Genomic DNA, 9,047 nt, shown 5'->3' with positions numbered 1-9,047 from the left:
TTTGATGCGGGTGCGCCATTACGGCTTTTTGGCCAATCGGTGCCGCCGTCAAAAGCTTGATCAGGTCAGGAGGGCATTATCGATGGCGCGTCCACCGGCAGCCACCGCCGCGCCGCGCAAGGAAGCGTCCGGGTATCCTTGTCCCCGATGCCGGAAAGGTCGTTTGCATGTCATTGCCGAAATATCGCGTCCTGTCCCATGCCCCACGCTCAAGGCACGACGATGTTAAGTGATTGAAAAATAGCGGGTGACGGAGCAGGCTGACAACGGCCTCCGGAAAGGCCGGGCCTGAGTGCGGGCAAAACATTGAAACCGGGCCAACAATCAGGCTATGTTCATTCAAAACACACTTGCCAAGGATCCCCCAGCATGGCTCCACAGTGGCCGAAGGAACCCGCACAGGTAATCCACACCTGCCAAAGGGCCGCACATGGCCTGCCTGGCCCGCCGCCAACAATACAATCCCCATTATAAAGATGTGCGGTACATGGCTTCGTCCAACAGACGTTTATCCGCCATGCTGCGCACAGCGGATAAACGCTTATATGTTAGAGGGCACGGCCAGTTGTCGGGTGCTAGGTACAAAGGGGAGAAACGATGTATCCAAATCGGAAACAGCTCTACAAAGATTTAGAGAAAATGAGATCGTCACGTTTGCTTGTCTACGTGACTGGTGATCGCCGGGGATTGGAAACAGAGATCCATTCAGAGGTAATTGACTTCTTTGTTCACCATTTGGACATCATTGGAGTAACGCCTAAGATTAGCTTGCTTCTCTATACACGAGGCGGAAACACCCTTGCCGGATGGAGCATCATTAATCTTATTCGCCAATTTTGTGATGATCTTGAAGTCATCGTCCCCTCAAAGTGCCACAGCACTGGCACCCTTATGTGCTTAGGTGCGAATCGAATCGTAATGACCAAGCAGGCAACCCTTGGGCCCATCGATCCAAGCGTAAACACACCGTTGAACCCGCATATTGAGGGCGCGCCTCTCAATGCCCGTGTGCCAGTAAGTGTTGAAGCGATTAGAGGCTATCTCGAGTTGGCAAAGGATGAGTTGAGCATTAAGAGTGATGAAGACCTGACCAATGTCCTTCTTAAGCTAAGCGACAAGGTTCACCCATTAGTGCTAGGCGACGTCTACCGCGCTCGCAGTCAAATTCAGATGCTTGGGAAAAAACTAATTCGGAACCAATTGCAAGATGAAGAGAAGATTCACGCAGCAATCTCTTTTTTGTGTAGCGAGTCCGGAAGCCATGACTACACAATTCATCGGCGCGAAGCGCGAGACAGCCTCGGGCTGTCGATTGAAAAACCGGATGACGTTCTGTACGCACTGATTAAGCGTATCTATGATGACATCCACGATGAATTGGAGTTAACTCAGGGTTACGACCCAAATGCGCTTTTGGGGGCGAATCAGCAGAACGCCTACCGTTTGGTGCGCGCTCTCATTGAAAGCGAAGCGGGCGGATCACATGGGTTTGTCAGCGAGGGAATACTTGGCCGGATGGTAATGAATGCACCCGACGGGACTCAGCAAGTCGCGCTCCAAGATCAGAGAACCTACGAGGGATGGAGACTCACACAATGACTAAATCAAATTCCGGTTCTTACGTCACCTACATAAGCCATACGGATTCGTCAAGCGGTTCATCCATTGCCGCTACGTCCGCAAAACCAGACAGCCTTGCATCACAGATGGGCACATCACCCATGGTGATTCGTGAAATGCCCTCTAACAAGGCGCTCCAGCCGACGGTTCCGCCGCCCTTCGGTCGGCAAACCCGCGGCTGAGCTTCGGCGTTAAGAATCTATTCAGACTATTGAAAGTAATTGGATCAAAGATATAGGAATAATTAAATGAAAGCATTTCTTTCACATTCGTCTCTGGACAAAGAGATCGTTCGAGAAGTAGCGAACCAGCTAAACCGACTTAACTGTATCTTTGATGAAAGAAGCTTCGATAGTGGTGTTGAGTTCCAAAAATCGATTGAAGAGAAACTCAGCCTTTCGACTGTTTTTGTTTTTTTTGCGACTAGAAACTCACTTGACTCGAATTGGTGCAAGTTTGAGCTAGAACAAGCTTTTTATTCAAAGCTGAAAGGAGCGCTCAAGCGTTCAATAGTGTTTATTCTCAATGATGATGTTGAGATAGGCGATTTGCCTAGCTGGTTAACAACAGCCTTGATTAAAAAGGTTAGTTCACCAAGTGCGATAGCGAGAGATATCAAGCACAGGCTTGAAGAAGCTGCGGAAGAGTTTCAGAGACCCGTGTTTTTAGGCAGATCTAAAGAACGTGACTTACTAGAAGAGGCGTTAAACCCTATCGACGGCTCTAAACCACCAAAAACTCTTGCCGTATTCGGGCTGCCAGGAATAGGTAGGCGATCTTTGGTGCGAAATGTGACAAAAGATCTTTTCTCCCTACATAAGTGTGTTGAGCTTGAGGTGGAAGCTGGTGAAACAATGAATTCACTATGCGCAAAACTAGCTGATATTATTGAGCCATACTCTTGCCAAGAAGAGCTTAGAGATATTGTAGAAGAGATAAACTCACTTTCCGAAACTGAAGCGCTAATACGTGTCACAAACAACATACAGTCGGTAATGTCTGCAAATGAACTTCCTATTTTCGTGGACTCAGGAGGGTTAACTCTTGATAACGGCTGTCTTTCCAATTTCATGAATCGAGTTATAGAAAGTGTAGAGCAGCTTCCGGATGCATATATTTGCTTAGTCCTTAGCCGGCGAATAAGTCGAGATAATGATGTTAAATTGGATAGCGTACCTATAGAACAGCTTAGTGGTAGAGCATCATCTCAGCTGCTTTCTAAATTGAGTCTACGCTCATCAATTACGTTAAGCCCAGAGAACATAAGAGACTTAACTGATTATATAAACGGATACCCACCAGCAGCGTATTTTGCTGTAAAGCAGGCATCGATTTATTCTGTCGATGCTTTAATGAGTGATAAAAGAAAACTGACCCAATTTAGTCAAAAGAGGTTTATAACACACGTACAGGATCATAATCTTACCGGTGAAGATATTCAGGTTCTTCAGGTCTTGTCTAATTATTCGCCTTTGCCGCTTTCGTGTATTTTATCGCTATATAAGTGTGAAAGGTCTGAAGCCCATGATCGAATCTATGAGCTCATAGATTGTTCACTTGTTAGGGTTCAAGATGGACAATTGTATAGAATAGCTGATCCAATTAAGGGGGCGGTAAATGAGGTTTTCGGCTACCCATCCAATCAAGATCTAAAGGTGGTAAAAAATAACCTTAATCATTATATCGACTCAGCACAGGATGAACATAAATTAGAGATTTCTCGTGTTTTGTTTAGATTGGGTTTCACGCTGGGTGATGAAAAAGCGACAAAAAACGGAATAAAACTAAATTCAGATTACATTAAACTCTTAGAAAACGCTTATCATCAGCGGAAGTATAAGGAAGCTATAGAAATAGGAATGGAAGCTATAAATGTCAATCCTGATAGTGCGAAAGCGAAGACGTTCTTAATCAAGGCTTTAATTCAGGAAGAAAAATGGGATGCTGCGCAGAAATATTTAGATAGCCTTTATCCGTTAGATGAATATCGCAATGTTTATTATTTGCAAGGTTTTCTTGAAAGAAAAAAGGGAGACTTGGCCAAGGCCATCGAAGCATACTCAAACGCGCAAAAACATGGTAGAAAAGGTTTTGCGTTGTATCGAGAGTTCTCTCATTGCCATCTAATGAGTGGGGATTTGGAGTCGGCGCAGAAAAATATCAACGAGGCATTAAGAATTCAGCCAAACAATAATCAAGTTATAGACATGGCCGCTAGGATAGCCATAAAGAAGGATGATCAAGAGTCTGCACAGAAATATATCAGTCAATTAGAACTTCTTGACACGCCAGAACATTATAAACTTAGGCTTTCTTCTTATCATCTTGCTTTTGGCAGGCCGGATCTTGCACTGAAATATGCTCGAGAGGCCGCAAATGTCGGAGGTCAACGCTTCTTCTCCGGAAGGGTTCAATTAGTCAAAGCTCTTATCAAGGGTGGGGAGTTGGCGGAGGCTGAAGAAGAACTAAGCAAGGTGAGATCTGACTTTCCGAAGAGCAAAAACGATATAAAAATCGCACTCCAGTCTAACTTAGAGCTGGAGAAAGGAAGCTCCAGTAATGCATTGCGAATTGTAGAGGGTTTTGTCGACAAAACCTCTAAACAATATAAAGGAATTAAGGCTAGGTGCTTAAGTAATCTTTCCAAAGACGTAACGATTCCCTATGAACAACGAAAAAAATACAAAGAGGATCTTGCTCAGTTCGGTGATTTCCATGACTTCAACTTTGATGAGATAGATTCTTAATCGGATAGCCGGGGGTTTTTCTCCCCCGGCCTCCACAACACCCCGCATGCGGGTCCGCGCGGGGCGTTTCCTCCGGAGTTCAAAGGACCATACAACCATGGTGACCTTCAACGCTGGTTACCCAACGAATCGCCAAGGCCGTTTCACCCGGTCGGGCGCATTACGGCCCTTGAGACACGCGGGTCTCGCTCGTTGCCGGAGGTTCGGGCCTTCACCGTGTCTCACCCATTACGGTGAGCATTTGGCTACTATGCCGTCTGCTGACTTCTGCCTCATCACGCCAAGCGTTGCCGATTGGCGCGCTGTCCGGGTCACGGTAGGGTCCGGTGGTGGTTCCAGCCCTTTCGAGCTGCCCTCAGTCCGGCTCCCGTGGCGACCACAGACCCGGTAGGGTTCGATGGTTATTCCGGCCCTTTCGAGCCGGCCCTCAGTTCGACTCCCATAGGGACACGGACCGCAAGTGAGACAGATGGCCCGCCCGGTGTAGTCCACTAGGGCCAGATAATCCTCGAAGGCAAACGGGATGCCAGGCTGTTCCCGTTCGGCGAATGCGCCTTCAAACGGCAGCAGCGGTTTCACCGGACCGATCCCACTGAAGGGTATGGCCGTGCCGGTGAAACACCGTCATCCCCCTCCAGCACCTTTTCCAGCCCGGGTGCCGGCTCGAAGCGGTCCCCATGACGGGTCTGCAACTCGCGCAGGCGCTTTGCCACCGCTTTCGGTCCCCGCCGGGCCAGTTCATGGAACGGTCCGCCCAGAAAGGGGGGGAATCCGATGCCGAAGACGGCTCCGATGTCTCCGTCCCGCCGGTGACGGATGATGCCTTCCTGGTGGCAACGGACCGCCTCGTTGATCATGGGCAGCACGGTGCGGTCGATGATTTCCTGGGCCGGCAGGCGTTGCCCGGGCTGTACCCCCAGTTCGGTGTAGACCGCTGCATCCACCTTGGGGGCGCCGCGCCCACGGCGATCATGGCGGTAGAATCCCTTGCCGGACTTGCGGCCCCGCCGCCCCTGGGCCAGCAGGCGCTCGCCCACCGGTGAGGGGCGCATGCGTTCGCCGAAGGCTTCATGCAGGATGGGTCCCACCTTGCCGCCCACGTCCAGCCCCACCTGATCCAGCAGGGCGAAGGGTCCCATGGGGAAGCCGAACCGCACCAGGGTGGTGTCGATATGGTCGATGGGCACGCCCTCCATGAGCAGATGGCAGGCCTCGTTCAGGTAGGGGGCGAGGATGCGGTTGACGTAGAACCCGGCCCCGTCCTGAACCACGATCACCGTCTTGCCCTGGTCCCGGCCCAGGGCCACGGTGGTGGCGATCACTTCCGGATCGGTGCGGTCGGTGACGATCACTTCCAGCAGGGGCATGCGTTCCACCGGCGAGAAGTAGTGCATGCCGATGACCCGTTCCGGCCGCCGGGCCGGCGCGGCGATCTGCGCGACGGGGATGGACGAGGTGTTGGTGGCAAAGATCACTGTCTCCGGACAATGGGCCTCCACATCCGCCAGCATGCGGTGCTTGAGTGCCAGATCCTCGAACACCGCCTCGATCACCATGTCCAGACGACCAAAGCCGCTGTAGTCCAGGGTGGGGGTGATGCGGTTCAGCCGGCGTCCCACCTCGAAGTCGCTTAGCCCCTGGCGCCGCTGCCGGGTCCGGATTTGGCGGTGCACATGGCCCATGGCCTCGTTGAGCCGTTCGGCGCTCACGTCCTTGAGCCGCACGTTCCTGTCGGCCTGGGTGCTGGTGACATGGGCAATCCCGGCCCCCATCAGGCCCGCGCCCAGCACGCCCACGGTCCGCACCGGACGAGGGGTGGCCGACGGCGAGGTGACCGGGTCCTTTTTCAGGGCATTGCCGGCCAGATACAGGGACATCAGCGCCTCCGCCTGGGGCGTCATGGCCAGGGTCCCGAAATGCCCGGCCTCGGCGGCGAGCCCCGCCCGCCGACCGGATTCCAGGCCGGTGCGCACGGCGTCGATGATGCGTTCCGGGGCCGGGTAGTTGCCCTGGGTGCGGGCGTGTACCCGCTTGCCGACCTGCCGGTAGACCAGGTGTCGCCCCAGTGCGTTGTTTTCCAGCAGGCGCTGGTGCCAGGCCCTGCGGCGGCGGGTCTGTTTCCCGTCCGCCAGGGCCTGCACCCGGGCACGGGCCGCCTGCATCAGCAGGGGCGGGGGCACCAGTTCATCCACCAGTCCCTGCCGCAGGGCCTGGCGCGGGCGCAGTTGGCGCCCGGTGAGCATCATGTCCAGGGCCTGCGGCAGGCCCACCAGGGCCGGCAGCCGCTGGGTGCCGCCGCTTCCCGGCAGCAGGCCCAGCTGCACTTCCGGCAGGCCCAGGCGGGTGGCGTCATGATCTGTGGCCACCCGGCCGTGACAGGCCATGGCCAGTTCCAGTCCGCCACCGAGACAGGGGCCGTGGATGGCGGCCACCACCGGCACCGGGAAGCCCTCCAGTCGGTCGAACAGGGCCTGTCCGGCGCGGGCCAGGGCGGCGGCGTCCTCGGCGCTGTCGCAGGCGGACAGCATGCGGATGTCGGCCCCGGCGATGAAGTTGTCCGGCTTGCCGCTGGTGATGATGACGCCCCGCAGGGTGTTGTCCCGTGCCAGGGTATCCAGCAGGGCGCCGCATTCGTCCACCATCTCCGCCCGGAGTACGTTCATGCGCTCATCGGGCAGGTCCACGGTGATGACGGCCACGTTCCGGTCATCCTTCTGCATGTGAAAGGCATTCATCAGTCCACCTCCAGGATCAGGGCCGCGCCCAGGCCGCCCGCGGCGCAGGCGGTGGTCAGCGCCAGTCCGCCGCCCCGGCGGCGCAGTTCGCGCAGTGTCTGGATGATCATGCGTCCCCCCGTGGCGGCGAAGGGATGGCCGTAGGCGATGGAGCCGCCCAGTACGTTGAAGCGATCCGGGTCCACCTCGCCGATGGGGGTGTCCCGTCCCAGGACCTCCCGGGCAAAGCGCGGGCACCGCCATTGTTTGAGATTGGCGAGTACCTGGGCGGCGAAGGCCTCGTGCATCTCCACCAGTGCCAGGTCTTGCAGCCGGATGCCGGCCCGGTCCAGGGCCAGGGGGGTGGCATGGGACGGACCCATCAGTCCGTCGTTGAAGGGGTCGATGGCGGTGAAGGCCCAGCCGCGAATGAAGCCCAGGGGGTCGAAACCCAGTGCCCGCGCCCGGGATTCGGTCATCAGCAGCAGGCTGACGGCGCCATCGGTGAGCGGGCTGGAATTGGCGGCGGTGACCGTGCCGTGGCGACGGTCGAACACCGGCGGCAGGCGTGCCATGTGTTCCAGGCTGGTATCGGGTCGCAGGGTGTTGTCCCGGGTGATCACTTCCCGGAAGGGGGGCACGATGCCGGTCATCACCTCGGCTTGCAGGTGTCCCGCCTCCCAGGCCTGGTGGGCCTTGTGGTGAGAAGCCACCGCCAGGGCATCCTGCTCCGCCCGTCCGATGTCGTGATTGCGGGCCATCTGTTCGGCGATATCGCCCATGCGCAGACCGGTGGAATAGTCCGCCACCGCCGGTGGGTTGGGCAGCAGATGCCCGGGGCGGATGTCCTTGAAGCAGCGCAGCTTGTCCAGCAGGGAGCGGGCCTTGCTGGCCCGCATGAAGGCGCGGGCCAGGGGGGCGCTGAGCTGAAGCGGCAGCACCGAGGTGGAATCGGCGCCGCCGGCCAGTCCCACCTGGATCTCGTTGCGGGCGATGGCGGCGGCCACGTCCACGGTGCTCTGCAGGCTGGTGGCGCAGGCGCGGGAGACGCTGTAGGCATCGGTTCCTGCAGGCAGGCCAGCGCCCAGCACCACTTCGCGGGCGATATTGGGGGCCTGGGGGAGGATCCCCACCTGACCGTAGACCACCCGTTCCACCAGCGCCGGGTCCAGGTCCGTGCGGGCCATCAGTTCGCTGGTGACCAGAATGCCCAGATCAATGGCGGACAGGTCCCGGAAGGCGGTGAGCTGCCGCGCAAACGGCGTGCGCAGCCCGGCCACCACCGCCACGCGCTGGCCGGGTCGGGTGGGTGCGGGGTTGGGTGTCTTGTTCATGCGAGTTCCCTTGGTGTGACGTCGGCCTGCCGTGGACACCCTGGAGCGATCCCGGCGGCATCATGGTTTGATAATCATCAAGGGGAACTCTAACAGTCGTTTGAATGAATAGGCAAGCCGGACTTGTGGTGCCCTGCCCGGCGGCAGCGGTCCCTTGAACAAGTAGCTCCAGTGTCGCAGGACCTCGTCATCGGACCAGGACTCCGCCTGGATCGGGTCCAGCTTGATGGATCGTCACCGAGCCTGGCTGCGCCTCAAGCCAAACCCGAAAAGTGTGAGCGTGACAGCATCCAGCGGCCTGGCTGACCGGGCAGTTCAATAAAACCGAAGTGCTGGTAGAACGCAGCCGCTTTCTGGGATTTGGCATCCACCACGATGGCAGCAACCGCTAGTGTTTCACCGAACTGCGGCGTAAAGCCCCCGGATTCATCCGTGGGGATATCAGCCGCATCGCTTGGTTGAGCATCCAAGGAAATAAGCTATACTTGAATTGCAATATACTTTGAACATCTTGCGGCTTCCTGTCTTTGATTGCGTCAATCAAAGACAGGGTAGATGGGTTGCAGGTGGAGTATATGCATATCCCGCGCATGCGGGCAGGCGTAGTTCGATGTTCGGCTGCGCCTCCCATC

The 9,047-nt window shown here is 56.2% G+C and carries 5 protein-coding genes; 2 read left to right on the top strand and 3 right to left on the bottom strand.

Annotated elements, in window-relative coordinates:
* The first annotated feature begins 597 nt into the window (after window positions 1-597).
* Both LQD11_RS15265 and LQD11_RS15260 read left to right on the top strand, forming a co-directional pair.
* The gene (locus LQD11_RS15265; protein ID WP_238618321.1) at window positions 598-1,599 is read left to right on the top strand and encodes an SDH family Clp fold serine proteinase; all 1,002 of its coding nucleotides are present in this window, start codon (window positions 598-600) and stop codon (window positions 1,597-1,599) included.
* Between the two features lie 269 nt (window positions 1,600-1,868).
* Entirely contained in the window at window positions 1,869-4,367 is a 2,499-nt protein-coding gene (locus LQD11_RS15260; RefSeq protein WP_238618320.1) for a toll/interleukin-1 receptor domain-containing protein, read from the top strand.
* Window positions 4,368-4,942: 575 nt separating this feature from the next.
* Here LQD11_RS15260 and fadJ read toward each other — a convergent pair.
* The 3 genes from fadJ to LQD11_RS15245 form a co-directional block, all read right to left on the bottom strand.
* Window positions 4,943-7,102 (bottom strand): fatty acid oxidation complex subunit alpha FadJ, encoded by a 2,160-nt coding sequence (gene fadJ / locus LQD11_RS15255; RefSeq protein ID WP_238618319.1) that lies wholly within the window; start codon window positions 7,100-7,102, stop codon window positions 4,943-4,945.
* Window positions 7,102-8,415 carry an acetyl-CoA C-acyltransferase FadI gene (gene fadI, locus LQD11_RS15250; RefSeq protein ID WP_238618318.1) on the bottom strand — a complete coding sequence of 438 codons (1,314 nt, stop codon included), beginning with the start codon at window positions 8,413-8,415 and terminating at the stop codon, window positions 7,102-7,104. Before fadI ends, fadJ begins: the two co-directional genes overlap by 1 nt.
* Before the next feature lie 254 nt (window positions 8,416-8,669).
* Window positions 8,670-8,885 (bottom strand): hypothetical protein, encoded by a 216-nt coding sequence (locus tag LQD11_RS15245; protein WP_238618317.1) that lies wholly within the window; start codon window positions 8,883-8,885, stop codon window positions 8,670-8,672.
* Window positions 8,886-9,047 lie beyond the last annotated feature (162 nt).

It is taken from the genome of Ectothiorhodospira shaposhnikovii, assembly GCF_022227765.1.
Lineage (GTDB): Bacteria > Pseudomonadota > Gammaproteobacteria > Ectothiorhodospirales > Ectothiorhodospiraceae > Ectothiorhodospira.
This window is presented reverse-complemented; position numbering and strand designations above follow the sequence as displayed.

Excerpts from the sequence above, each read along its gene's own strand:
- LQD11_RS15265 (WP_238618321.1), top strand. The coding sequence starts at position 598 with ATGTATCCAAATCGGAAACAGCTCTACAAAGATTTAGAGAAAATGAGA.
- LQD11_RS15260 (WP_238618320.1), top strand. The coding sequence starts at position 1,869 with ATGAAAGCATTTCTTTCACATTCGTCTCTGGACAAAGAGATCGTTCGA.
- fadJ (WP_238618319.1), bottom strand. The coding sequence starts at position 7,102 with ATGAATGCCTTTCACATGCAGAAGGATGACCGGAACGTGGCCGTCATC.
- fadI (WP_238618318.1), bottom strand. The coding sequence starts at position 8,415 with ATGAACAAGACACCCAACCCCGCACCCACCCGACCCGGCCAGCGCGTG.